Raw genomic sequence first — 1,003 nt, 5'->3', positions numbered from 1 at the left:
CCGCCGGGCGGTTCTTGGCGAACTCGGCGCGCAGCACGGGGACGACCTCCTCGCCGAGCAGGTCGAGCTGTTCCAGGACGGTCTTGAGCGGGAGCCCGGCGTGGTCCATCAGGAACAGCTGGCGCTGGTAGTCGCCGAAGGTCTCGCGGAAGGCGAGCGTCTTGTCGATGACCTCCTGCGGGCTGCCGACGGTGAGCGGGGTCTGCTCGGTGAACTCCTCCAGCGAGGGCCCGTGGCCGTAGACGGGGGCGTTGTCGAAGTACGGGCGGAACTCGCGGACGGCGTCCTGGGAGTTCTTGCGCATGAACACCTGGCCGCCGAGGCCGACGACCGCCTGCTCGGGGGTGCCGTGGCCGTAGTGGGCGTAGCGCTCCCGGTAGAGGTCGATCAGCTTCTGGAAGTGCTCCTTGGGCCAGAAGATGTTGTTGGCGAAGAAGCCGTCGCCGTAGTACGCGGCCTGCTCGGCGATCTCGGGGCTGCGGATGGAGCCGTGCCAGACGAACGGCGGGGTGTCGTCGAGCGGGCGCGGGGTGGAGGTGAAGGACTGCAGGGGGGTGCGGAAGCGGCCCTGCCAGTCGACGTTCTCCTCGCGCCAGAGCTGGTGCAGCAGCGCGTAGTTCTCGACCGCGAGCGGGATGCCCTGGCGGATGTCCTGGCCGAACCACGGGTAGACCGGGCCGGTGTTGCCGCGGCCCGTCATCACGTCGACCCGGCCCTCGGCGAGGTGCTGGAGCATCGCGAAGTCCTCGGCGATCTTCACCGGGTCGTTGGTGGTGATCAGCGTGGTGGAGGTGGAGAGGATCAACCGCTCCGTGCGGGCCGCGATGTAGCCGAGCATGGTGGTGGGCGAGGACGGGACGAACGGCGGGTTGTGGTGCTCGCCGGTGGCGAACACGTCCAGCCCGACCTCCTCGGCCTTGAGCGCGATGGCCACCATGGCCTTGATCCGCTCGTGCTCCGTCGGGGTCCGCCCGTCGGTGGGGTCGGTGGTCACGTCACCGAC

At 69.4% G+C, this 1,003-nt stretch carries 1 protein-coding gene; it reads right to left on the bottom strand.

Going from position 1 to position 1,003, the window contains the following annotated elements; translation table 11 throughout:
• Nucleotides 1-1,003, bottom strand: a 1,003-nt coding sequence (locus OO48_RS33925) for an LLM class flavin-dependent oxidoreductase (protein ID WP_063830804.1), incomplete at both ends; no start/stop codon positions are given.

Origin of the sequence: Kitasatospora phosalacinea (assembly GCF_000716545.1) — a bacterium.
In the GTDB taxonomy this organism is placed as follows: domain Bacteria; phylum Actinomycetota; class Actinomycetes; order Streptomycetales; family Streptomycetaceae; genus Kitasatospora; species Kitasatospora phosalacinea.
This window is presented reverse-complemented; position numbering and strand designations above follow the sequence as displayed.